General features: G+C 42.4%; 19 protein-coding genes. 8 read left to right on the top strand and 11 right to left on the bottom strand.

Features of this window, described 5'->3' with window-relative positions:
• Positions 1-23: 23 nt before the first annotated feature.
• Positions 24-1040: a hypothetical protein gene (locus BLU33_RS00755; RefSeq protein WP_317040548.1), complete on the top strand. Its 1017-nt coding sequence runs from the start codon at positions 24-26 to the stop codon at positions 1038-1040.
• On the opposite strand, the gene BLU33_RS00750 is transcribed toward BLU33_RS00755, so the two are convergent.
• Positions 1006-1641 carry a rhomboid family intramembrane serine protease gene (locus tag BLU33_RS00750; protein WP_317040547.1) on the bottom strand — a complete coding sequence of 212 codons (636 nt, stop codon included), beginning with the start codon at positions 1639-1641 and terminating at the stop codon, positions 1006-1008. The genes BLU33_RS00755 and BLU33_RS00750 overlap by 35 nt on opposite strands.
• 149 nt (positions 1642-1790) lie before the next feature.
• Positions 1791-1976: a hypothetical protein gene (locus BLU33_RS00745; protein ID WP_091367768.1), complete on the bottom strand. Its 186-nt coding sequence runs from the start codon at positions 1974-1976 to the stop codon at positions 1791-1793.
• 354 nt (positions 1977-2330) lie between these two features.
• Here BLU33_RS00745 and BLU33_RS00740 point away from each other — a divergent pair, with 354 nt between their 5' ends.
• The 3 genes from BLU33_RS00740 to BLU33_RS00730 all read left to right on the top strand — a co-directional run bounded on the left by BLU33_RS00740 (position 2331) and on the right by BLU33_RS00730 (position 4154).
• Positions 2331-3233, top strand: a complete 903-nt coding sequence (locus BLU33_RS00740; RefSeq protein WP_091367766.1) for a DUF3078 domain-containing protein — start codon at positions 2331-2333, stop codon at positions 3231-3233.
• 155 nt (positions 3234-3388) lie between these two features.
• Positions 3389-3622: a hypothetical protein gene (locus BLU33_RS00735; RefSeq protein WP_091367764.1), complete on the top strand. Its 234-nt coding sequence runs from the start codon at positions 3389-3391 to the stop codon at positions 3620-3622.
• A gap of 142 nt (positions 3623-3764) precedes the next feature.
• Positions 3765-4154, top strand: a complete 390-nt coding sequence (locus BLU33_RS00730; protein ID WP_091367762.1) for a hypothetical protein — start codon at positions 3765-3767, stop codon at positions 4152-4154.
• Positions 4155-4241: 87 nt separating this feature from the next.
• Here the strand turns inward: BLU33_RS00730 and BLU33_RS00725 are convergent, their stop codons facing one another.
• Positions 4242-4514 (bottom strand): hypothetical protein, encoded by a 273-nt coding sequence (locus tag BLU33_RS00725; RefSeq protein ID WP_091367760.1) that lies wholly within the window; start codon positions 4512-4514, stop codon positions 4242-4244.
• A gap of 156 nt (positions 4515-4670) precedes the next feature.
• On the opposite strand from BLU33_RS00725, the gene BLU33_RS00720 reads away from it, so the two are divergent.
• From BLU33_RS00720 to BLU33_RS00710, 4 genes are all read left to right on the top strand, one after another.
• Positions 4671-5474: a class I SAM-dependent methyltransferase gene (locus tag BLU33_RS00720; RefSeq protein ID WP_157682010.1), complete on the top strand. Its 804-nt coding sequence runs from the start codon at positions 4671-4673 to the stop codon at positions 5472-5474.
• 293 nt (positions 5475-5767) lie between these two features.
• Positions 5768-6142: a hypothetical protein gene (locus tag BLU33_RS24960; RefSeq protein ID WP_157682009.1), complete on the top strand. Its 375-nt coding sequence runs from the start codon at positions 5768-5770 to the stop codon at positions 6140-6142.
• 22 nt (positions 6143-6164) lie between these two features.
• Positions 6165-6824 carry a hypothetical protein gene (locus BLU33_RS00715; RefSeq protein WP_091367756.1) on the top strand — a complete coding sequence of 220 codons (660 nt, stop codon included), beginning with the start codon at positions 6165-6167 and terminating at the stop codon, positions 6822-6824.
• A 95-nt stretch (positions 6825-6919) separates the two neighbouring features.
• Positions 6920-8179, top strand: coding sequence for a hypothetical protein (locus tag BLU33_RS00710; RefSeq protein WP_172829197.1), 1260 nt, complete (start codon positions 6920-6922; stop codon positions 8177-8179).
• A 428-nt stretch (positions 8180-8607) separates the two neighbouring features.
• On the opposite strand, the gene BLU33_RS00705 is transcribed toward BLU33_RS00710, so the two are convergent.
• The 8 genes from BLU33_RS00705 to BLU33_RS00670 form a co-directional block, all read right to left on the bottom strand.
• Complete coding sequence (locus BLU33_RS00705; RefSeq protein WP_091367751.1) at positions 8608-9312, bottom strand: IS1 family transposase; 705 nt, start codon at positions 9310-9312, stop codon at positions 8608-8610.
• Positions 9313-9874: 562 nt separating this feature from the next.
• Complete coding sequence (locus BLU33_RS00700) at positions 9875-10282, bottom strand: DUF6843 domain-containing protein (protein ID WP_091367749.1); 408 nt, start codon at positions 10280-10282, stop codon at positions 9875-9877.
• Between the two features lies 1 nt (position 10283).
• Entirely contained in the window at positions 10284-12263 is a 1980-nt protein-coding gene (locus BLU33_RS00695; RefSeq protein ID WP_091367747.1) for an RHS repeat domain-containing protein, read from the bottom strand.
• A 109-nt stretch (positions 12264-12372) separates the two neighbouring features.
• Positions 12373-12690: a hypothetical protein gene (locus BLU33_RS00690; protein WP_091367745.1), complete on the bottom strand. Its 318-nt coding sequence runs from the start codon at positions 12688-12690 to the stop codon at positions 12373-12375.
• Between the two features lies 1 nt (position 12691).
• Positions 12692-13015, bottom strand: coding sequence for a hypothetical protein (locus BLU33_RS00685; protein WP_091367743.1), 324 nt, complete (start codon positions 13013-13015; stop codon positions 12692-12694).
• A 1-nt stretch (position 13016) separates the two neighbouring features.
• Entirely contained in the window at positions 13017-16982 is a 3966-nt protein-coding gene (locus tag BLU33_RS00680) for an RHS repeat domain-containing protein (RefSeq protein WP_091367741.1), read from the bottom strand.
• Between the two features lie 275 nt (positions 16983-17257).
• Positions 17258-17500 carry a hypothetical protein gene (locus BLU33_RS00675; protein ID WP_091367739.1) on the bottom strand — a complete coding sequence of 81 codons (243 nt, stop codon included), beginning with the start codon at positions 17498-17500 and terminating at the stop codon, positions 17258-17260.
• A gap of 5 nt (positions 17501-17505) precedes the next feature.
• Positions 17506-26112, bottom strand: coding sequence for an RHS repeat domain-containing protein (locus BLU33_RS00670; protein WP_091367737.1), 8607 nt, complete (start codon positions 26110-26112; stop codon positions 17506-17508).
• Positions 26113-26120 lie beyond the last annotated feature (8 nt).

The following is a 26120-nucleotide window of genomic DNA, read 5'->3' as shown; positions in this document are numbered from 1 at the left end:
AATTCAAAGCTAAAATTTTCAGATTGAAAATCATATCTATCTTTGCGGCTATGCCGGCACAAATTTATCATCCGTTCGAGAAATCTAACTTCAGCAATTCTACCTGTTTTTTAACCGGGCAAAAGTTACAATCCGAAGAAGAAAAGATTCAGATCTTCCCGCAATGGCTCATGAGCATGTATGGGCTGGAAGATAAACCCTTTAAACTGCTTGATGAAAGCATGGCAACTTATAAGGATCTGAAACTCCCATGTTCAGCTCAGGTAAATGAAGCCTATCTTGAACCCCTGGAAGCTGAGATAGCTGCCACGTTTGAAATTGGTTACAACGCTATTAAAGAGCTGGATGAGCAGAAGCTTTTTCAATGGGCGGGCAAATTGCTTTACGGCATCATTTTTAATGAGATCCAAAGCGGTATAAAACTACAGCATGCACAGGGCGAGGAGTTTAATATTTCGCAATCCATCATCCACAAATTCAGTCAGCTGCACTTGATGCTACAGAGCATTAATCAGCCTGTTTACTTCGAGGATTTTAAGCCCTTCAGCCTATTTTTATTTAAGGTGGAGAATAATGAGGAGGAGTTTGGCTATCGCGATGAGATTAATACCCTAACCTTTGCCTTACGTATAAAGGATTTCGGGCTGATCATCTGCTTGCAGGACAATGGCGCCAACCGTATGTACCACCGCGAGGTATTGGAAAAGATAGAAGGAAAAACCCTCCACCCAATACAGTTTGAGGAATTCAGCGGGCGCATATTTTATTCGGCCTACCTGTTTAACCGCCTGCCGGAGTATAATATTTTGCCTGTGGGCGATGATATTTATATTGAAGCTATGCCCCTGCGCGGTATGAGCACCAAACCGTTGTTTGATACCTGGAATAACAAAACCTACGGGCAGGTGCTGGAAAGCTTCTGGAAAAACTGGGGCTTCCTGCTGCTCGAGATCATTAAAGACCCGGAACACCCTATGAGCTTTCTATTTGATGCCGATGGTGGTTTTAAAAATGCAGATGATATTTCGCTCCCTCACTGATCTGTTGAAAAAACGCAGGCAGAATACTTGGGTGCAGTATAATGGTTAATCCCAAACCGCATATAGCACCAAATAAGTGCGCATCGTGATTAACATTATCGCGTGCGTATTTTGCAGCGTAATGACAGTATACAAGGTACAGCACACCAAAGGCAAAATACCATATAGGTATTGGTAAAGGCAAAATCATCAAGGTGGCCCATGGGTTATATAATATCGACCCAAAAATTACCGCACTTACCGCACCCGATGCACCCAGACTGCGATAACCGTAATCATCTTTATGCTTGAAGATAGTTGGCAGATCACTTAGGGCCAGGCTAACAATATATAAGAACCCAAATTGCCAGTGCCCGATAAGTCTCTCCAGGTTAAAGGCAAAAAAGAAATAGGAAAACATGTTAAATATCAGGTGCATCCAATCGTTATGGATAAGGCCGCTGGTAAATACAGTATAGATATTCTTTTTACGGTAAACCGTGTAAGGATGCAGTATAAGTTTGGCCAGTAAATCCTCGTTGGAGAAGGCCATTAATGAAGTAAGGATCGTTATAATAAATATGGCCGACGCCACGGGCGCCGCCATCAGGGTTTCCATCATTTAAGGTTGGGTTAATATTAATAATTAAGCTGCCTAACAGCGGCGAATATAAGTTATTTTCAGAACAAGGCAGATAGTTCAATTAAACCATCGCCCATAAAAAAACCCTCCATTGCTGAAAGGTTTTATAATACGGTTGTTATACCAAATTAAAGAACCGGGTGATGCTGATCGGTATCATGATCAACTGCATATTCCAGGTAACCTTCTTCATTTACTAATATGTTGCTTATTTCATGTGAGTTTTTGGTAGCTTTTTTTTGAGGGCCGCTCAACGGTATTAAAATAACGGCTAATAGTGCGCAAACTTCAAGCACTGTGTATAATGTTGTCATCACGTTAAAATGTTAATATTGTTCATAGCCTTTTAGCTAAACCCATGCCAAAAAGCTGTAAAAGCCGAAAAATTACCATTCTTACACAATACAGTGCTTAATCTTAATTTTTAACTATTAAAACATGTTATTCTTTTTGTTTTTTTGATGCTTTAATTTATCAAAATGGAAAGGTGTATGTGAAAAATGTATCAATTTGAGAATTTTAGACCATTATTAATACATCATATATTTTAGCCTAAACCAAAAGAAAATAGAGTTATATGCGCATTAATTTTTGATGAAATATGACCAATTGACGCGTTCAAAGCATATTATTTGTAATTTTAGGCCATCACATCTAAAACTATCAATATGAAAAAGACCTTACTCCTGGCATTTATCGGGTGCTTAAGTGCGGCCGGTTACGCCCAAACAACTACTCCAGTTACCCCGAAAGACACGACACACCTCTGGACCATTCACGGGCAAAATACCTTGCTCATTAACCAGAGTTCATTCTCAAACTGGGCCGCGGGCGGGCAAAACTCCCTTGCTGCTAACATTGTACTTGATTACGATTTCGACTACAAAAAAGATAAATGGAGTTGGGATAATAAAGTGATATTCGGCTATGGCTTAAGTAAACAGAACGGCCTTGGCTGGCGCAAAAACGACGATCGTGCAATTTTAAACAGCTTACTGGGTTACCAGGCTGCCAAATACTGGCTGTATACCTTTTATGCCAACTTTCAAACCCAGTTCAGCAACGGCTATACTTATGATGATGCCAATCACCGTACATTAATATCTGCTCCGTTTGCGCCTGCCTACCTTACGTTCGGTCCGGGTTTTGCGTATAAAAGATCGGATAATTTCAGGATCAACTTTTCGCCTGCAGCCATACGCCTCACATTTGTTCAGAACGACTCCCTTTCAAACATTGGCTCATATGGGGTGACTCCAGGCAACAAAAGCCTGCTTGAGTTTGGTGCTTCGCTAGATGCTTACTACAAATTTAACCTTGCCCAAAATATCACCTTCGAAAACATTTTGAAACTATATTCCAATTACCTGGACAAGCCGCAGAATGTTTATATGGACTATGCCGGTAATATTTTCATGAAAGTAAATAAACTGGTAACAGTGAATTTAGGCGTTGAATTAATCTCGGACCCGGAGGCCAAGATCCCGGTTTTAAGCAATGGTGTAACCGAATATCACTCGCTTTTACAGGTTAAAGAGATTTTTGGTGTAGGCCTCACGTATAAGTTTTAGCTATAATACTTAGCAATGGCATGGCCCAATAAATAAAAATATCAGGCTTTATATCAGGCTGTTAAATAATTTAAATGGCGTTATTCCTGTTTTAACTATATAAAAATGTGTGCTTAAGCATTGAAATTATATCTTTACAACGGAGGATTTAGCGCATGGGATTACCATTACGAATAACATTTAAGGACAATGATTACGTTTACCAAATAGTAGACAGTAAATCAATAAACCAAAATACTACTGAAATAGAACTGCTCCTTAACGGCGAAAAAGTAGAACTGATCAGGGATATAAAATTGGTTTGGAAACAGAAAGACGGCCAACAGGAACTGGACTCAGAACTGGTGCAGGCTTTAGGAAGATCTGTGTCGTTAAGATTGAGAATGTAAAATTACCCTTGCTGCGAGCGTCTCCCGCTTGCAGCATAATGGAGAGGCTCACACTTTCCGTTAAATAATGTTAAAACAAGCTATCAGTGTAACACTGAGGAGGTTGCTGCCGTAATGGGTTTATAAATCATTACTTCGCAGCATGTTAAAGTATTTACTTGTAAGCCTGTTTATCGCAATATTCCCTGCATCTGTATTAAAAGCAAAAAATGCGCCGGTGGATTCGCTGGTTCATATGGCGCAGTCGGACGCCCAAAAATTCAGGCTGAATGATGCCGATATGAAAAAATTTAGAAAGGACCGGCACAACAGCACTTCAGATTATTTTAAGCCCATTAAAACCAGCGTAAGCGATACCACGCTGTTGCAGGATTCAGTATATGTAAAAGCATACCGCGCTTCCGCTTATAACAAAACCCGCAAAAGACGTACCGTATGGCATCACGTATTGGTGGGTACCGCAGTTTTGTATGGAGCCAGCCTGGTAGTAATTATGGCCATCGTATTTTCGCCGGGTTACAAGGGGCGTTAACAAGAGTTTTAAACTTACATACCTTTCCAGAATTCAAAACGCCTCATTTCCTGAACTAAATCCCATAATCATTGCAGTTTTTCTACGCTACATCTTTTTCCACTCATCCTCATTTTTGTAGACTTTGGTAGCCTTGCATACACTAACAAGCATCCACACAGGCGTTATTAAAAACATCAATATAGTATCAAACAAAAAACCAATGTCTTCATATTTATGGCTCTCATCAAATATCGGCCTATCATAAAATTTTGACGGCAGACCTACTACCAGTAGAAATATAGCTGTTACGGTTACTATCTTCCTGTATTTTATAAAAAAAATATACATCCCGGTAACAGCTGATTGTTTAGGTTCCATTGTAATTATTAGGTGCTGCTAATGTAGTAAAACTTAGCACACAAATTCACCTGGAATTATGCATACAACATTCCATTAACAGAAAATCAATATTATTTCTTTCCCCTTTTACCCAGCGTTTTGGTTCGAAGCGGCGTAATGCCATTAAATAACTTTATGAACCCATACCTAAACGGGAAATCATTATACGGCGACGATTTTACAATTGATGAGATAGAAAACTGGTACAACCAGGAAAAGGAAGCTTATGCTAATCTCGGCAATAAAAATACTGAGACATACTGGTACGGTTACCACGCTTTAAATAAGCTGCATGGCTTTAATTATTTAAAAGGCAAACATTTTAATAATGTACTTGGGCTGGGAGCAGCATGGGGGCATGAGTTTGAAGTAATTATTGACCAGATCAACAACTTATATATTATTGAACCATCTGATCAGCTACGATCGGAAAGGGTAGGCAACATCAAGCCTGTTTATATAGCACCCGCAATTTCAGGAACTATTAATTACCCCGATAATTACTTTGACCTGGTAACCTCACTAGGAACGCTTCACCATATCCCTAATATTTCTTACGTAATCGCAGAACTGTACCGTGTTACCAAAAAGGACGGCTATATATTGATCCGAGAGCCTATTATTTCTATGGGCGACTGGACAAAGCCGCGACCCGGCTTAACAATTCATGAAAGAGGTATCCCCTTAAATATTTTCAGGGATATTTTAGCAAAATACCCTTTACAAATTATAAACGAGGGTTTGTGCTTTACCATGACGGCGTTTTTTCAGCGTATATGGATCAATCTTTCAAACTCCCCGATATATACATTTAAAAGCTATATACTGTTAGATAAATGGTTATCAAAACTCTTTTACTGGAATTTGCAATACCATGCAACACATAAGCTACACCGCGTAGCACCTCAAAGTGTCTTTTACGTTCTTAAAAAGCTTTAAATTAATATAGCTATTTATCCGATAGGCGTAAATCGAAAACCATTTCTTGATAGGACAACTTTCGAACCGGTGCAGAACTGAAGAAACCGGCGAACTAACTACCGTTAAAACATCTCTGATAATGGGTGTTTTAACGGTCACTACCCCCTTACCTATTTACCTAGATTTACTAAAACAACTTAGCGGAATGGGTGCTACTTCACAACCTACCGTTATCAATAATATGCTGTTTATGTTAAAAATCCTTTTATCTGAATATATATCTAGTATCATAACTTAAATCGACAAAGAAAATGAAAGCATTGAAACTTACGCCAGAGGACAGTAAAATTTATTATGGATCATCAATAACAACGGACAATTTGCATAACTGGAGTCCTGGAGAAGAGTACAATCCCAACGTATATCGGGAGTTTGCTAATTCATGGTTCAAATATTATGAATTGACAGTTTCAGTTACTTCGGGCTGGCATCTTGTCGGAACACCAACTCCGCATCTAATAGATACGGGCCCTGATAGCGAAGGGTCTTTTACCTGGAATAATCTCCAGGGTTCGCCCGATAGATTCTATGTTCTTAGAAGTACGCCATTATCTATAACTATGGCTTGCTGGATTGGCTCACACCCAATGGAAATACAAGTCTGCTGTATGGGGGTAACAAATTAAACATAACATAAAACTTTTTACAATGAAACAAAAAATCACTCTTGAAGAGTTCTTGAATGAACAAACAACTGGCAATTTTCTTTGCACAATTGAATTAGTGCCAGGCGATGACACGAAGGTAAAACTAACTCCCTGGATTGACGAAAGTGGAGGGTGCAGCTGTGACTCTTCGCTTATTGTCAATAAAAATCTAATTGAAAGTATCATCCCAACGGAGTTGCGACATTTTTGCTGTGGTAAAAGGCACAAAGTAGTAGAAGTAATTTTTGTTAATGATGCCTCTGTAAAAATCACTGACTTGATTGAAAATGCTATTAGTAAGGCGAAAAATCCTCATGCACATGATGAACCATTGAGAGGCGGCGCTAACACAGGGCACCCTTCCAGGCCATTAGGATGCCCGCAGGGATTTCAACCATGCGGCAACGGTTGCTACAATCCAAGCAATCAATGTTGTTGTGAGGATAGCTTTGGGAATGTTTCTGTTAAAGATAACTCTAATGGCTATTCTTGTTACAATATTTGTGGCGGATACGCTGCTTCAGCTCCAAAAATACAACCAAGGGACTGCCAATGTACCTACGGAGGATCAACTTATTATCAAGGCGATCAAATTTGTATAGGTGGGTATCAAAATAAATGCGGATGCAATGGATGGGTAAATCTTGGATTTAACTGTTAATATAAATGTCAAATGCTAAGTGTATGCTTGGCATTTGATTTTAACATTAAATTCAAACAGTTAACTGCCTAAGCAAAAAGCACGCTTAATAGTTTTTGAAATTACCAGCAACAAACCAATTGTTTTTATTGTCGCCTTTCTGTAACTGTAAAGTCATGTTCAAGATCCCCGAAAAATATTTGGCAATTTATATTCGCATAACAGTTAAAACGATGTGCGTAATTGGCTTGCTTATATGTCTTTTTACAAACAGCGTATTTAGCAAAAGTCTATTTCATTTAAAAGAAAAACGAATCCTCAAGACTTTAAGTTCGTTTCTCAAGGTTGCAAAGAGTGGAATAGGCAATGATTCGACCTCTTCAATTAAGGCCTTTGCTGATAAATTCATTAGCCAATTAGATTTTAGAAAAGATCTGGTGGAAACAGATACCTCTCTGGAACAATACTATATATTTACTATTGGATCTGGAAGGGATGCGCCCCGGTGTACGTTAGATTTTTTTAAAGACAACTCAAATCATTACTCTGTTTATTATAACATATTGGAACTAGATTTATTTGAGTACGACAGATCATATCTGGATTCAAATTATAAGAACACTATATTAAAGAGTCTGGGTGAAAGGATCGGATTAGAATGTGACAGTTCGGAAGTATGGGAATTGGGAGGAAAGGGCTACATAACTAATAATCTTTATAACAACTACCAATTGGCATACCAAAGCGAAAAATATAAAGAGCTTTTTTTTCAAACCGGCTATATCCCTTATTCGCAAAGCATTATTTATGACCGGTTTATCGGGCTTCCTAAATACAACACGATATATATTCAACTTTCAAAAGATTTCCGCTTTTTGGGAAAATCGATTACCCCCGGTAATGGGGTATCTTTTGAATATAACTTTTTTAGGCTGATAATGCCTTCAATTGACTCACTTTTATTATCGAGCGATAGTATTTATTATAAAACCACCGAAACGAAGCTAAAATTGATAGATTCGTTATTGACGGCAAAAAAGAAAGAGTTAAATCTGTCCACCTACAAAATCGATCTATACAAAGATTATAAACCAACGCCTAATTTATTTAACGTAGTATTTTCTGTTGGCCTGATGAATAACACATCAAATAGTAAAGATACTATTAAAAATAAATTGATAAATCTGGTGTCGGGGTCGCCCTTAGCTAATCTTTTATCGTTCATTTTGAATGGTTTCGACAAAATAAGCCCCGATCAAAAAGAACAAACATTCGACACACAGGTAGGGAACTTTAATATCCATACATATTTTTCGCAAGACTTCCTCCCTTATTGCGAGACGACTGTATCCATGTTAGCTTGTCCAGCTCCTTAAGTTTTATAAGGATCATATTCGGGTTGCGAATCTTAATGTAACGAGAGGGCTGGCGTTATATAACCTGCTCATTTTATATAAATTATGGTCCAATTTTTATTAAATTATAATAAAAAAGCCATCCCTATTCAGGGATGGCTTTTTTACGCAGAAATTTCAAGTCTTTACTCCATATGGCGAAAACTGTCGGGATGGCATGATGATGAACCGGCCATTTAAATCTATAATATTCAATATGTTATATCGAAAACAAACAGGAACGGGCACCGAATAGGGCACATTTAATGTGTTCTTATTTGGTGGCTTTGTAGCCTGTTTATCCGTATAAATAATAGTCAATGAACTTGTTACACAAATATAATGAATGTTTTTGCAATAAAAAAGTCTTTGTTACGCGGGTATCCAGGATTTTATTCTTTATAAATAAATCAAGGTAAAGCAAATTGGCAACCATCATACCAGAAGTATATTTTCAAACAAGCCTCCAACATAACTGCTTTTTTTGAATAGCAAATAGATCTTCTGTTCAATCGCTTAAGGTGCGTACGCAGACTTAGGTTTTTGCGCTCTATTTTATTAGTACCGTAACGCTTTACTTTATGAATAGTTGTAGGAAGTATTTGCTGGTACAATCCTAGCCCGTCTGTATATATCTGTTTGCATTTCGCTATCAAAAGCGTATCGATAACTCTTTTCACATTTGTTTTTGTTCGCCTCCCAACTTTTAAATCAGCCACCTGCCCGGTCTCCTTATCCAAAGCATAAATTACCCAGCACTCTTTATTTTTATTGCCGATATAAGTACGTAGCTCGTCAACTTCAAATATCCGACCACTTCTCATTAGAGGCTTTTTAATACAATTAGCAATATCTTTAATCCGACGAAGCACTGTACTTGTAGAAATTTGCAATAACCTGGCAATGCTCCTTATACCGCATCCTTCTTTTATATAATTGACTATTTTATTGTTGATAAATAGACTGCATGCATTATTCTTATATAAGCCCATTTGTGTTCTTTTACAATTCTTACACCGATAACGTTGCCTGCAATGCACTAACCCATGTTTTATGGTTAACCCATTACAACCATTACACAAAGGATTAACCACACTTTTATTACACCTATTCATTTATCAATTAGTTACGCTCTAAATTTCACACTTAAACAAAACGGGGGGTATTTACATACCACCCGCTAAACAAGTTTTCTTATTTAAAATTTATAAATTATCTTTGATTTTCAAACAGATGGCTATTTACCCACATATTTGATACATTACCACTCGTACCATTAACCGTGGTTGGCGGAACGCCCGGCGCGGGTATGTTAAAGCGGTACCAGCCGGTGTAAGTGGATGTTTATGTTTTGGGCGTTGCCTCCGGCCCGTGCTATCCGCTCATACGCCTACAGGCATTAGGCGCGAGGCCGGTACCGCTGCTATCACTAACGCGGGGTGTGCCACGACACATATGAAACAGGTGGAACACGTGGCACAGTGTGGCACACAGCAATAGTTAAATATCCCTTGTTTTCAGCTAGTTATAATCTCAATTTCACACTAAAACAAAAAGGGTGGTATTAAATACCACCCTTTTAATCGATTTCTTATTTTAAATTTATAGATTATAGTTGATTTTCAAATAGATGATTATTCACCCACACATTTGATACATTACCCAAAGTAAATTATTTCATTTTTTTGTCAATATTGACAAACTTTCGTTAAATAAACCATCTTTCCCAGTCAAAAAATAAGTTGCATATTTTTGACCAGAAATTAATTTTGATGTGTCGGGATTATCATTATCAAAAAATGATATTTTTTGATAATGACCATTACAATCAATTAAAATATTAAGCGTTTGGTTAAAATCAGTAGTAAAACCTTCATTAGAATTTAAATTGGTATAATATACTCCTTTGTTGTTGAACTTATATATTCGATTTTCAGAATGCTGTGCTACTTTACTATTAAAATACACTGTTAGTGTTCCAGTATATCCACATGGCACAATCCATGTCTCTTTTTCCATATCTTTAGTACAACTAAATAAAAATACAGGTAAAAAAATCATTATAAGTTTCTTTTCTATTTTCATACTAATTCGTTGTGGGTTGTACTGCCGGCTTACTACTTTGTTTTTTATTCCAATCTTCAATTGTATATTTTTTCCATTCATACAATTTTCCAGTAAATATAGCTTTTAAAAAAGGAACGTTACTTCTCTCCTTAACTTCTAAAGTACCCGTAAAGTTACCTTTTGCGTTCACGCCAATTTTAATATCAGTACCTCCATAATCTCCTTTTCCACTATTATAAAGTAAATTCATAATTGCATCTTTTGATGGCGGGGCATAAGTATTTAATAATACTTTTTGCCCTTTTGAATCTTCAATATAATCTTGGTATGCTGGAAATCCCTTACCTAGAACATTTGATTTTACTTCGATAGCCCCTTTAGTTTGTGTATCAAATATATAATTTCCTGTCCAGCTAATATCGGGGGCTAACAAATTATCTATTCGCCCATCATGACCAGTAATATTAACTGATACCACTGTTTCTCCAAATTGATTGTCTACAATAGTAAATTCGTTAGGACTTGCTTGTGTTGAGCCATTTTTGCCATAAAAGTTTTTAGGACCAATTGATGGGAAACTATGTACTACTGTTTCTCCTATTTGTTGAGAAGTTGCCAAATCTATTTTTGTAATTGAATATATTCGTGATGTATTATTTTTGCCCTCTGGTAATGTGTTGAAGCCTCTGTTTCCGTCTCCTTTATACGGTTTCTGAAATGGGAAAATGTTACCAAAATAATCAAATGGAGCAAATGTTGCTTGATGAATAGTTATTTTTTCTAGTCCATCTAAATCTATTGCCCATATCGGTTGATTTTCAGCAAAGGCATAAGAACTATTCCAAGAATATGATTCCTCAAGTGGATCCACGCTCAAAAATTTTCCTACCCTCGGATCATATATCCTCATCCCATAATCAATCTGATTCCCGGTTCCCTTCACATCATTATCATTCTCCTTCCCATTAAACCCATAACGGTAATTACTGGCCTGTACATAAGTCCTGCCCGGCATTAAGCCGCCAAAGGCATAGTATTCCTGCGCGGTGGCTATGTCGGCATCAAAATAGTCTATGGCTGTGCCATTGCTGCTGTGCTGTACCCGTTTATCGCTGATGGTAACCAATACATTGCCTAAATGGTTGCTTAACTCATACTGCTTACTGCCTGTGGTATCCCATACTGCTTGCGCGTTGTTAGTGCTTAACGTTACGCCGGGTTGCCACATGCCTAGCCGTGATGAGCCATACAGGTCCTGCTCTTTCCAATTAATGGCACTGTGCTTATTGTCATATAATGCGAGGGTATTACCTTGCGCATCCCTGATGTACCAGGTGGTGATGCCATTTAGTGTTTTGCTTACCCTTTGGCCGGATGGGTCATAGGTGTAAGTAATCGTGCCTTTGCTGTTGGTCAGGCTTTGGATCTTGTTATAAACTGTCCAGTTGATATTGCTGATGGTATCGGCTACGTCTGCCGTCATATTGCCGATGGCATCATAGGTATAGTTATTTATACTTTGGTTGTTCAGTCCGTAGGGCCAGTTGTGGGTGGTTACGGCATCAGTTATATAGTTCAGTTCGTTATTGGTGAGCCTGCCGCTGGTGTTATGGTTGTATCTGTAGGTCAGGTTATCCATCGCAATGGCAGCGCCTGCGTTGCGCATGGCCGTGAGGATATTGCCATTACCATCATATGTAAAGTTTTCCTGATAGTCAGTTACCGGGGTGGCCATGCTGCCTGCCTTGTAAACGCTGGTACCTTTCAACCTGTTGAGCTGATCGTATCTATAGGTATAATAGTGCCATGGGTCGGTTAGCTTCGTTATGTTCGTACTCATGGCAGCTATGTTGCCATTATACAATGAATTAAACGTGCTAAGGCCTGCCGGGGCAGTGGAGAATGGGTTTGTACCGCCGATAGGCGTGTAATCGGCAGTATAATAATACAGGCTGTAGCCGTAGGCATCCCTTGGGATTGGCAAGGAGTCGCGGCCCATGTCCTGTGAGCTTTGGACGGAGCTATTTGTATCATGTATATTTAGCTGTAACTGAAGCTATGCACAATCATGGCCTGTAGATTCGGGAAACGCGGGATAAATTATCCCCTCAGGGCGGTAATAATTTATTAATTAATATGATAACATTTTCAGGAAGAACTTCTACACCATCATATAATTCTATAAATTTCAAATTATAGGGTTCCGATCTAAAAAAAGTAACTAAATGTTCTATTTCGGATATCACGACACTTCTATCGGCATAACCTGCATGGACACTAATTCCAACGCTATCATAGTCAAATCCCAACTCTTTTGGGATAGGAAATACTTCAACGGTAGATACGTTTAAGCTCCAATAATTTTTAAGAAATTCATCCCAATTAATGCTTTTAGTAGTCTTAGCAAGAATGTTAATAAGCGCCATATTATCTTAAAAAATCAATTATAATCTGGTTATCGATTTGAAAAACGTTAATCTTTTCTAGCAATTCCAATTTAAACATATTTGATTTAGTCATTATTACTCCTTGTCCTCTAATATCAAATGACAGTGTAATTATTGCTTTGGAGGGGAGATTATAACTACACCAAAGAGTCCGACCAACGACATATTTGACAACCTCTTGATATTTACTTTCAGTTGTAATATTACAATTAAAAACCATTGTAACCACATTATTATTTTCATTATAACCATCAACTGTTATTGGATCCCAATCTAGCTTATAAGTATTGATTTGATCTAACATATTAGTTCGTTTTAAACATGACATTAACGTTTTGACTACCAGCTTGTGTAGTTATACGATTTTTTATATTATTCAAAATTGATTGATTCACTTCTTGTCCTCTTGTGTCAATAATAATATTTTGCGTTGAGCCTCTTGGAAGATTTGACAGTCTTTGACGCACTTGTTTTACTACATTATTTACCAAACTTGTTCTTCCTTGCTGAGTACTCACATTATAATTCTTTATTTCAGTTGATATGGCTTCTGAAGTATTATATCCATCCGGTCTCACACTCCCCACTGTCCGGGAACTAACCGGTTTTCCATTTTTAAAGGCGACTTGAGGTGCTGCATCTGCGGGAACAAGGTCTTTTTCTGATTGATAAGGTGTAGGTCTGACATTGGCTATTTCATCATTAGATTGTTGTATCAATTTACCCTCGATCAATAATTCCCCCTCTGTTGTTGTCTCCACAGAGTTCAATCCGCTCGGCAATTCAGCTGGGGTTGCCAATATACCGGTTTGAATATACATTGCATGCAGATCAAGTGTCTTTTTATCATAAGTTGAATAATCAAACGCTCTTAATGCTTTTTCTGAGCCAAAAGGCACTGTATAACCATATGGTGTAATTAATACAAAGGTTCTTTTTATACCTTTAATCACATCACCACTAAAATCCTTCAGCCGTTCATACTCTTCAGCGGGGTCACCCGATGGCAAATGAAAAATACCTTTGAATGAATCCCAACCACTTGACTCATTGGTTTGGACAACCGTTTTTAAACTTGTTATGCCATTCTTTTTGTTTACGTCGAATAAATAGTAATATTTTTCTAAACCATCTAGATCGATATCAGCTATTGGACTATTCGAAGCAAACTGATAAGGTGTCAGCCCAGCATATTGGTGTTGCAACAGATCAATGCTTGGAAACCGCCCCACCCTCGGGTCGTAGATTCTATTCCCGTAATCGATTTCATCTCCAACCCCCTTTACCTCATTATCATTCTCTTTACCGTTAAAGCCGTACCTATATACATTAAAGAACGAATATTGCCTGCCCGGCATCAGCATACCAAATGGGTAATAATCCTGTGCCGTGGAAACATCTGCAAGATAATAATCAATATTCGAATTATCAGTAGTGTGCTGCAGGCGTTTATCGGTAATTGTTTCTAACACGTTGCCCAAATGATTGGTCAGCTCATATTGTTTGCTGCCTGTAGTATCCCAGATGGCTGTTGCGTTATTGCTGCTTAAGTTTTCATTCGGTGTCCATAGGCCAAGTCTGGATGAACCATAGAGTTGCTGTTCCTTCCAGTTTAAATTACTATGGGCGTTATCGTAGATGGCCAGGGTATTGCCCTGCGCATCTCTGATATAGTAAGTAGTTAAGCCGTTTGCCATCTTACTTACCCTTTGTCCCGATGGGTCGTAAGTATAGCTGATCGTACCAGTGGTTTTATAGATACTTTGTATCTTACCGTAAACACTCCAGGTAATGGCGTTGGTTCCGTCGTTACCTGTTATATTAGATTGGGCATCGTAGATTAGGTTGCCTATCGCATCATAGCGGTAATTGGTGGCATTGGTTTGGTTGGTCAGGTCGCCGGTGTAATTGCTGTTGGCTATCGCGTCATTGATGTTTTGCAGGCGGTTACTGCTTAACCTGCCGCTGGTTTTTGGGTAATTGTAGGTCAGGCTATCAATGGTTTGGGCCGTTGGTGCTGCACCGTTCCTTCCGTAGGTGAGTATATTACCATTGCCATCATACATAGCGTTTTCCTGGTAATTTAAGGTTATGCTGCTCCTGTCCCAGCTGGTGCCACTAATACCGGTATGCTGCCGCATTTTCTTTAATCTGTTCAGCTGATCGTAGTGATAGGTGTAGCCTACTGTTGTGCCTAGTTGGTTGATAGCCAGCGTGGCATTGCTGATGTTGCCATTGTACAAACTTTGCCCGGTAATGTCGCCCGTTGCTGCGGTGTATTTTAAGGCAAAGGCAGCGTAGCCTGAGCCGCCGATCGGGTTGTAGTCGTTAGTATAATAACCTAATGAATAACCGTAGGCATCACGTGCTACTGTAGCCCCGTCCTGTCCCATATCCAGCGCCGCTGTGCCCGAGGTGCTATTCACCCCCTTCAGCCATCCCTGTAAGGTATAGGCATAGTCTACGCCCTGTACCTTCGTCGTGCTGTCACCCAGCTCCATCCGGCGCAGCGGGCCGTGCAGGTAGTAGTAATAGGCGGCGTCCTGTTTGGCCGTGGTTTTGGGCAGGTAGCTGCCCGTGGTGGTGTCCACCATGGCCGTGGTGCTGCTCCAGGCCTTGGTCAGCCGGTTATCGGCATCATAGTTATACTGGTAGTAAAATGCGTCGGGTTGCCCGTCCTGGTAGCGTACAAAGTTTACCTTACCGCTCACCAGGTCGTATTCATAGTCTATCCGTTTTAAGCCCGTGTTGGTGCTGTTTTGGTAGATCCCGTCTACCTGCTGCCATAGCGTCTTTACATTGCCGTCGATATCGTAATTGTAATAGGTCGCCCGCAGTACCGGGCTGCCCTGGGTTTCGGTGTAGGTGCTGGCTGCTACTCTTTTCCTCAGGTTGCTTTGCCCCGGCAGCGTGGCTATACCGTTGGTATTGCCGCTGACTGTTGGTACCGGGTTGTCATAATACGTATCGGTGATCTGGCTGTTAGCACCTGCCGTGTTAAACGCTGTTATCGTGGCATTGCTCAAATAATCCGGGCTGCCCAGTGTGCTGCCCATATAGTTCTTCTGCCCTACCTCTGTTATCCTCCCGATCGAATCGTACTGCGTATAGCTGTAATTATTCGCTGCCAATTGTTTGTCGTTCTGCGAAATCACCAGTCTGCTCAGCAGATCGTACCAGAAACGGTTCGTGCCCCCATCCGGCGACTGTTGCGTGGTCACCTGGTTGGTCGCATTATAGGTATAGCTGGTCGGCAGTACGTGGCCGGGGTAGAGATCCACATTGGTCGTTTCATCACTCGTACCATTAACAGTGGTTGGCGGCGTGCCCGGCGCCGGTATATTAAAGCGGTACCAGCCGGTGTAGCTCAGGTCTGTTGCTGAAAAATAGTTATTGGCGGCATCCGCAGCTATCGTTGCCGGACTCAGCAGATGGTTGTACAGCCGCATGTGTTTCAGGCTCTGGTTACTGTCGGGATAAATGATCACGCTGCTGCCCACCTTAATCGTAAAACCGAATGGTCCCGGTGTCCCGCTGGTGCTGACCGTCAGCGCCTGCCCGTTCAGATAAATCTGCGGCAGCGTTGTTCCTGATCCCAGCGAGCTCCCCTGGAACACTACATGCGTAAATGGATACAAAGGCAATGCAGCACTGATATCCGCCTGGTAATGCCCCGTTGTGGGCATCAGCTGCACGGTCGTAGCGTTTGGCGACTTAAGCGGATAAACGTCAATGTTAAGCGTGCTGCCCGCAATCCCTAACTGGAAAAGATATTTCTGATCAGGCGTTACCTCTACCCAATGGTAATGGTTCAGGCTGGCATTATACAGCCACATTTCTACCGCGCCTGTTGTGGCCGACAGGGTAGCTGAAAGGGTGGTCAATGCCGCAGGCAGACTGGATGCTGTTTCCGGGCCGTTATAGCTATAGCTTACCGTCGCCGTATCCACATCGCGCACATGGTCAATATAGCTAAACAGGTTAGGGTTAACCAGCGTAACCCCCTCGGGCGGTATGGTGCGCGCCAAATTATCCGCCTGATCATAATAATACAGCGTATAATGGTATTCCTGCTGCACGCCTACCATATTGGCGTTAGCCTTGGCGAGGCTGCAGGTATTGATATAGCTGGTCATAAAGTTTTGCCGCTGCAGCGCTATATAGGCATCATAATCGGCTAAACCGCTTTCTACTGCTTTTGATACCGCGTTCTCCACGCAGTTTTTGGGCGTTCCCTTCGGGCGGGCTATCCGCTCATACTGCACAGGCATTAGCCACGGGGCCGGTATCCGCTGCTATCCCTAACGCTGGAAACTAGGGTGTGCCACGAAACGCATGAAACACGTGGCACAAGTGGCACAGTGTGGCACACATTACTAGTTAAATAACCTTTATTTTCAGTTAGTTATACTCTTAATTTTATACCAAAACAAAACGGGTGGTATTTACATACCACCCGTTTAACCAGTTTTATTATTTTTAATTTATGAATTATCGTTAATTTCCAAAAAGATAATTATTCACTCACACATTTGATATACTACCGCTATTTAACCTCTAATCCAATGGACCAACAAAAATCTTTCAATTCATTTGCGTCCGCTCCAATCAAACTTTTCAACTCAAAAGAAGCATTTGCAAATGATAATAGTTCATGAGTTACAGTCATCAGTAGTTCTGAACCAGTAGAAGATGCGTCTCTAAGTGATTCAATGATCTCACATTCAGATATGTAACCATTATTTCTTAATTTGCTTGCTATAACCCTAATTTTCTCTAAATAGTCCATTCTGTTTATTTTTTTATTATGTGAAAACTTTCTAAGTTGACTCCATTTGCGGGAGTAACGACTTCAATACCACCACCATAATCATCAGGGCTATTTGGATATGCTGGCGCAGGTCTTGTTATAAATGAAGTATTCTTCTTAAGTGTACCTATTTCAATGAAATTTTTCTTTCCAAGACTTCCCGGTTCTAACCCATATTTTTTTTCATAAGCTCGCGGATTATCTAACGGATTTTCTGTTGACCAAAATTGCGCTTCTGCCCCCTCGCTTTTTCCTAATTCTCCTACTCTATATAGCTTTATACCCGATTCGACCTGTGATCGTAAAGATAATGCATCTTTTGTCAATGCTTGTCTTGCTAAACCATAAGGTGTTTCTATCGATAATTTTTCTACGTTAAATAACTCTGGTGAAACAGACTTAAGTTCTTCCTCTTCAGGAAATAAAAACCATGGTCCATATTCAACGATTTTATCCGCCGCTAACTTGGATACTTGGTCTGTTTTCCCTTTTGCTGCGTAATTTAACAAATTACGAGCATCTTTTGGAATTTGATCTTCTTGCTTACTTATATTTTTTACTGTATTTATTATTATTTCATCTGGATGTTTAAGTGCAGTTGCCATTGTTTTATTGATGGCGTCTTTTATTTCTTCATTACTCATTAATGAAAGCTTTTCTTCCTCCTGTTGAATTTTTTTATCAATAGCCTTATTTATATCGTGTATAATTTGTGAAATAGGATCACGCTTATATTTTGGCATAGCTTGCTCTAATCCATCGATATCAATAAAATTAATTGGACTATTACTAGCAAATTGATAAGTTGATAACTCGGGATATTTACCTGAAATCGGATCCACACTAATAAACCTTCCTATCAATCTATCATATTCACGTTGCCCATAATCCTGAAAGCCATTATTGGCATCGTTATCATTCTCCTTCCCATTAAACCCGTAACGGTAGTTGCTAGCCTCCACATAAGTTCTTCCCGGCATCAGGCCGCCAAAAGCGTAGTATTCCTGGGCGGTGACTATATCGGCATCAAAATAGTCTATGGCTGTGCCATTGCTGCTGTGCTGTACCCGTTTATCGCTGATGGTTGCCAGTACATTACCTAAATGATTGCTTAACTCATACTGCTTACCGCCCGTAGTATCCCATACAGCTTGTGCATTGTTTGTGCTTAGCGTTACGCCGGGCTGCCACATGCCTAGCCGTGATGAGCCATACAGATCCTGTTCTTTCCAGTTAATGGTACTGTGCTTATTGTCATATAATGCGAGGGCATTGCCTTGGGCATCCCTGATATACCAGGTGGTAATGCCGCTCAGCGTCTTGCTTACTCGTTGTCCTTCCGGGTCGTAGGTATAAATAATCGTGCCTTTGCTGTTGGTCAGGCTTTGTATTTTATTATAAACCGTCCAGTTAATGTTGCTGATGGTATCTGCTACATCAGCCGTCATATTGCCTATGGCATCATAGGTATAGTTATTAATTGCTTGGTTACTCAGCCCGTAGGGCCAGTTGTGGGTGGTTACGGCATCGGTTATATAGTTCAGCTCGTTATTGGTGAGCCTGCCACTGGTGTTATGGTTGTATCTGTAGGTCAGGTTATCCATAGCGGTGGCAGCCCCTGCGTTGCGGGTGGCCGTGAGGATATTGCCATTGCCATCATAGGTAAAGTTTTCCTGATAGTCGGTTACCGGAGTAGCAGTGCTGCCCGCTTTGTAAACGCTGTTGCCTTTTAGCCTGTTGAGTTGGTCATATCTATAGGTATAGTAATGCCATGGGTCGGTAAGTTTGGTTATATTGGTACTCATGGCAGCTATGTTGCCATTGTACAGCGAGTTAAACGTGCTAAGGCCTGCCGGAGCGGTTGAGAATGGGTTTGTACCGCCTATTGGATTGTAATCGTTTGTATAATAATACAGGCTATAGCCGTAGGCATCTCGTGGGATTGGTAAAGAATCGCGGCCCATATCCTGCGAGCTTTGTACGGATGTACTATTCACCCCCTTCAACCAACCCTGCAAGGTATAAGCATAGTCCACACCCTGTACCTTGCTCGTGCTGTCGCCCAGTTCCATCCGGCGCAGCGGGCCGTGCAGGTAGTAGTAATAGGCGGCGTCCTGTTTGGCCGTGGTTTTGGGCAGGTAACTGCCTATGGCTGTATCCACCATGGCCGTGGTGCTGCTCCAGGCTTTGGTCAGGCGGTTATCAGCATCATAGTTATACTGGTAGTAAAACGCGTCCGGCTGCCCGTCCTGGTAGCGTACAAAGTTTACCTTCCCGCTCACCAGGTCGTATTCATAGTCTATCCGTTTTAAGCCCGTGTTGGTGCTGTTTTGGTAGATCCCGTCTACCTGCTGCCATAGCGTCTTTACATTGCCGTCGATATCGTAATTGTAATAGGTCGCCCGCAGTACCGGGCTGCCCTGGGTTTCGGTGTAGGTGCTGGCTGCTACTCTTTTCCTCAGGTTGCTTTGCCCCGGCAGCGTGGCTATACCGTTGGTATTGCCGCTGACTGTTGGTACCGGGCTGTCATAATACGTATCGGTGATCTGGCTGTTTGTGCCTGCTGTGTTAAACGCGGTTATCGTGGTATTAGCCAGGTAGTCGGGGCTGCCTATAGTGGTGCCTGTATAGTTCTTCTGCCCTACTTCTGTTATCCTGCCGATCGAATCGTACTGCGTATAGCTGTAATTATTCAGCGTGATCTGCTTGTCGTTCTGCGAGATCACCAATCTGCTCAGCAGATCGTACCAGAAACGGTTCGTGCCCCCATCCGGCGACTGTTGCGTGGTCACCTGGTTAGTAGCATTATAGGTATAGCTGGTCGGCAGTACGTGGCCCGGATAGAGATCCACATTGGTCGTTTCATCACTCGTGCCATTAACCGTGGTTGGCGGCGTGCCCGGCGCGGGTATGTTAAAGCGGTACCAGCCGGTGTAGCTCAGGTCTGTTGCTGAAAAATAGTTATTAGCAGCATCCGCGGTGATCGTTGCCGGACTCAGCAGATGGTTGTACAGCCGCATGTGTTTCAGGCTCTGGTTACTGTCGGGATAAATGATCACGCTGCTGCCCACCTTAATCGTAAAACCGAATGGTCCCGGTGTGCCGCTGGTATTTACCGTCAGCGCCTGCCCGTTCAGGTAGATCTGCGGCAGCGTTGTTCCTGATCCCAGCGAGCTCCCCTGGAACACCACATGCGTAAACGGGTACAAAGGTAACGCAGCGCTGATATCTGCCTGGTAATGCCCCGTTGTAGGCATCAGTTGCACGGTCGTCGCGCTTGGCGACTTAAGCGGATAAACGTCAATATTAAGCGTGCTGCCTGCAATCCCTAACTGGAAAAGATATTTCTGGTCAGGCGTTACTTCTACCCAATGGTAATGGTTCAGGCTGGCGTTATACAGCCACATTTCTACCGCGCCTGTCGCTGCCGACAGGGTAGCTGAAAGGGTGGTCAGTGCCGCTGGCAGACTGGATGCTGTTTCCGGGCCGTTATAGCTATAGCTTACCGCCGCCGTATCCACATCGCGCACATGGTCAATATAGCTAAACAGGTTAGGGTTAACCAGCGTAACCCCCTCGGGCGGTATGGTGCGCGCCAAATTATCCGCCTGATCATAATAATACAGCGTATAATGGTATTCCTGCTGCACGCCTACCATATTGGCGTTAGCCTTGGCGAGGCTGCAGGTATTGATATAGCTGGTCATAAAGTTTTGCCGCTGCAGCGCTATATAGGCATCATAATCGGCTAAACCGCTTTCTACTGCTTTTGATACCGCGTTCTCCACGCAATCATATGGGTTGGCGTTAACCGATGTATACGGCAGCGTATTACATAACAACGGCGATGTGCCGGTTTCAAAGGCATTATAATCACTATAAGTGAGCGAAAATCCCCAGCGCTGGTTCATGTAATTGCTCAGTATGGTTTGGTAATTGGTATCGAGGGTGGAAAGCGTACCGCCAAACTGTATGTTCAGGGTATCCTTAGCCGCTAAATAGGCAGCACGCAGTACACAACCTGTTGAACCAGGATCCAGAAATACTGGCAGGGTAATATCATTGGCCAGCATGAACCGGCAATTGGTACAGGAGTTCACCAGTGTATCCAGGTCGGCGTGGCTCAGCGTCATGGCGCTGCCGTAGGTGCTTACCAGGTAATTGTACAGCGTTTGGCCCGCAGTTGTAGCCCGTGCGGTTAAAGCGCTCAATGAATCGCACAAAACAGCATTTGAATTACTGATAGTCTTGGCCACCGACTGCTGCAAAGGCTGATAAGGATATGGGGCGTCAATGAGGTACGGGTTCATGACCGAAGTGTAGTGATTGATGCCCGGACTGAGTATGATACTTTGAATAGCTGCACCGAAATTCACGTAGGGTATAGTTTGTCCTGGCGGCAGCGAACTTGCCCCCATCGGGTGGTTTTGATCTACACCACCAATAGAGCAAATACCTATTAAAGCCGAAGTAAGTTGATTAATTTGGCTCTGACTAATGCTCATCGCCGTTAACCCGGGTTGCAATCTGCTGATCCAGGTAGCAGCATTGGCCTGGCAAATATCCTGCGCCTGGTCCGATATGGCAGTTTGAACAGGTGCGGTTAACTGCCAACTGGCCGTAATGCCCTGTACCGTATCAGCCGGAATAGAAGTATAAGTCGGGAACCGTGGTGTTTTTACAGTATATGCCTGCGGGCATGGGTTTACCGGCGGTGTTGGCGGCGGCGGTATGGAGTCGACGAAATCCGGGCATGTTCTATTAAAATATGTCGGTGGGCTAGTGTATTTAGCGGTAAACAAGGCCCCGTAAACATATAAAACACAGTCGGGGTTTACCGACACCACATTGCATGTACCCGGTACTACGCTGGACCTGTAATAAACGTAACTTGTACTTACAGAATCGCCAGGAGGTATCATGAAATAATGCGTAAATTCTGGCGCTTCGGTAATAGTATAGTTGACCTCTACATCAATACTCTGCGTTGCTTTAACTGATTGTCCGCTTTTGTTGCGCAACACCATATAGCTGGTATATTGAACCTGCTGATATAAACCACCCTGACACAACATAGTTGATTGTCCTGTTTTAGCATCATGCATAAAAATCAATGGTGTATCAACCGGTACAGGCGGTGGTGTTGTTCCGCAATTAACCGAATCTACGCTAATGTAACTGATCGGCACATCATTCGGCACACAAAATGTAACCTGCCCGGCACCGGGGAAATAAACTGAACGTATGAGGTCTGTCCTGCTATTATAAACAGACGGATAATACAAATGCACGGTAAGCGAATGGCTCAGCGTCCCGGGATTATGTACTACTACAGCAGTTTGTGCACTTCCGCAATAATCAGTACCGATATATGGCTGCACACTAAACTCAGATGGCACCGGGCAACTACCCGGCAACTGGCTTACTATAGGCTGCCCAACCGGGCAAACCGATCCGCAAGAAACGGCTTGCAGCAGCTGGTAATATTTTTGTTTAAGCTGAAAGTAATACTGGCTGTATAAGGCCCACTCCCTGTCGGCCACCCTGCACGAAGTTACCGGGGTACACTGTGTCCAGTTGCTATCTACCGGCAAACCTGTATTGGTATTGCCCGTTTTATCCACGCAATAAAGCATGTAATCATCATAAGCCATCAGCCCCTTGATCGGCTCCTGGGTGATGTTCAGCACATTGCTGGAATAATGAAGCAGATCGCTTTGCATCTGCGAATAATAAGCCGCCCCCATGCCCCCCGACTTAAAGAACGGGTCGGCAGGTAATAACCAGTCGGATGAGTTGGTATAGTTATAGTTTAATGGAGGCCCGCTGGCCACCGGGATCAGCGGTACCTGCGATGCTTTGGTAAAATCCTCCTGCACCCGCAGGTCCCAGCTTTGGTATTGCGAAGAGCTACTACAAAACTGCAGTTTACAATATTCCGGGTGATAACTCAAGAACTTAACCGCCCATGCCGGCTGCCAGTAAGTGATCAGTTGCTGCAGATTAAAGCTACCATCATTCGGCGAAGTGACGGTGCCATCAGGCCTGACTCTCTCGTTGCTGATGTATACCGAATCTGTTGCTGCCAGCACAGGAAATACTACCCGCCAGTTAGGCTTACCCACTCCCGGTATGGTATCGGCTAATACATTTGCGCCGGGTTCAAGTACCCTGCCGGTAGAATCAAACAAAGCATACTGACCACCCGGCGACACATCACCCTCCATTTCATCCTGTTCAGAGGTGCATGGTGAATAACTGCAGGTAGCCTGTAGTGCATTACAATTCAACTTTAGGGTATGGAACAGGCCGCCTGCCCATGCATGAAAAGAAGAGCCGGCCACACTTAAAGAATCCAGCCCGAGCCCGGTACAGGTAGTTTGGAGTGCCTGTACAAAGCCTGCAGAATCAGCCAACAAAGTGGTACAGGTATGGCAATCGCTGTAACAACCACTTACATTCAGACTATCCAGGTAACGCTGTTTGATGTAATCAAATTGCTGCTGTATGTAGCCATGGCTGAGGCCCTGTTGTATAAAAGTGTCGGTATAGCTCTGTATCACTGTTGGGTCGAACGCGAATTGCAGCCTCACGTTGTACTCCCCGATCTGATTAACCGGTACTACTAATAACCCGTTATAAAGAGCGGTATCGGCACAGGTGCTTACTGTATCACCTATCTTTACCGGAGTAGTGATACTGGCTGCTATATCGCCGCAATCATCGCTCACCACTGCTGTCATTTTATAGTAACAATTACTGCAGATCTGAAACGTACCGGGATATTTATCAACCAGTTTCTGGATATTAAACTTCAGGGTATCTACTCCAGTTACGGAAGCTAAATAAGTAGTATTGGCGGTAAGCGTGAGCGCAGAAGCATCGTATATAAACTGTTCAGGCTTTAGTATGTGGATATTTTGCGGTATGGTGGTGCTGGAAACCGAATGATACGATGGCAGCGTATCCAACATAGATGGTACCTTGCCCGTTAGTGCCGTGGCGATAGTTTTACCGCTGGCATTCAGGTAAGAAATACTGATCTGCCCATTAGGGTCAATCACCATATTTTTCAGGTAATGCTCCGCGTAACCCGCATCGTTGGCAAATAACTGGTCAAGCTCCCATTGCTCCGGTTTGCCATAATAGTATTTGGTGGTTTTGCTCAGCGCCGGCGAGCCGGATTTACCCGGCTGAAAAGCCAATCCTACCCCGCCCTGCGAGCGGATCCGACCCGTATTATCATTGGTATATTGCGTAACTGATAAAGGGTAACCCGCTGCATCGGGTATATAATTATTACCGATGTTCAGGGTTTTGAAATCATTTGAAGCAGAGTAATACTGTGAAGCACCTGCTGCTGTATTCAATGGGTCAGGATTTAACTCACAGGCAGCTGGAACAACACCTCTGACATTTACGAAAGTATAAGGGCTATCTAACGCGTTCTCATTAAAATTGGGGATATAATGCAAATAAGGCACGAGGCTGGGTTCTTTATAAGGCGCGGGCAAGATGCTGGCTGTTGGCCGCCCAAAATTATCGTATATATTCTCCTGAGCTATGGCAACATTATCCGTATTGTTCAATGTCACCGTTTGTCTGCCGCGCAGCGTACCATCAAAATAACTGATCACTTCCTTTTTCTTGCCGTCTTCAGCAAATGCTGCTGAATATTGCCAGTTCTGATTTTGTTCATCCCAGTTGAGCAGCCATATGGCGTACCCACTACCATTCTTGTAGTCCCAGTTGCCTGCCACCCTTACTCCGGTTGTTTTATCATACTGCACCTGCCGTATGCGTACCAGCAGCAGGCTATCTGTTGAGATCATGGAGATACCCACGTTATTGCCCGAAGTAGTGGTACGGCTGGCATTATTTCTGAAAGCCTGCGCAAGGGCGGTACTTAAAGCTGGATTATCAGGCGTAGATGGAATTGTGCGGTTGGCCGAGATCTCAGCAAAATTGCTATTCCCATTATTGATCGTTGTCCACTCTACATCATATTCATCAGCCGATGGTATCGTGGCCCAGCTCACCTGTAATTGTTTGGTATTGTTGGCTATATTATACACCGCGCCAATACCAGTAGCAGCCGAGAACGGATAACTGCGGTCTATCACAATAGCGGCGGTTAGTTGTACCGATGATGCCGGAGCCGTACCTGTGGTTGATGAACTTAAAACTGTAGCCGTAATTTTATAGCCAAGCGGCACATTATAAATATCCAGCCCTTTATATTTGGCGCCCTGCCCCGGTACATAATTTACGGTAAGTGATGTATTAACCGTTGTAACAGCGCTACCGGGTGCAGTGTAATACTGGATCTGCAAATTAGCGGTATAGGTAAATGCCGTGCTGATCAGTACATTATCCAATACTTTTAGTGATACCGTACTTTGAATGGATTTGGTATAATAGCTACTCCATAAGGGGTCGGTAAATTTACTATCCTGGGCAGAACACGTTACGCCAGTAGCAAAAGGTCCTGTTATTGCATTCTGGTTATTTTCTATACCGGCAAAACAGTTGCCCGGAAACAGCAGGAAGGCTGTTCCGATCAAAATAAAAAGCTGTACAATTTTACGCATGCCGGCAA

The organism is Mucilaginibacter mallensis (assembly GCF_900105165.1).
GTDB classification, from domain to species: Bacteria; Bacteroidota; Bacteroidia; order Sphingobacteriales; family Sphingobacteriaceae; genus Mucilaginibacter; species Mucilaginibacter mallensis.
The sequence above is the reverse complement of the archived record's forward strand: the minus strand, read 5'-3'. Positions and strand labels throughout refer to the sequence as shown.